Annotated in this window: 1 pseudogene; it reads left to right on the top strand. The window is 49.9% G+C overall.

What is annotated here, in order from left to right:
- Nucleotides 1-371: pseudogene (locus tag AB9K26_RS00050) on the top strand (hypothetical protein); the annotation flags it as partial.

The raw sequence follows: 371 nt of genomic DNA on the forward strand, positions 1-371 counted from the left end.
TGGTGACGTGACAGATGAGGCGGACAACTGCTCAAATGGATTGGAAGCAACATATTCTGATGCCGTGGCTGATGGCTCCTGTGCAAACGAATCTGTAATCACAAGAACTTGGACACTTGTCGATGACTGTGGGAACGAGACTAACCTAGTGCAGACGATAAACGTCGTGGACACTACTGCGCCTACCTTTACGGTCCCTGCTTGTACCACTATCGAATGTGACCAGGATCCTACCGATCTTTCTATTACTGGTGACGCGACAGATGAGGCGGACACCTGCTCAAATGGATTGGACGCAACATATTCTGCTGCTGTGGCTGATGGCTCCTGTGCAAACGAATCCGTAATCACAAGAACTTGGACGCTTGTCG

The organism is Psychroserpens sp. XS_ASV72, assembly GCF_041224425.1.
GTDB lineage: Bacteria > Bacteroidota > Bacteroidia > Flavobacteriales > Flavobacteriaceae > Psychroserpens.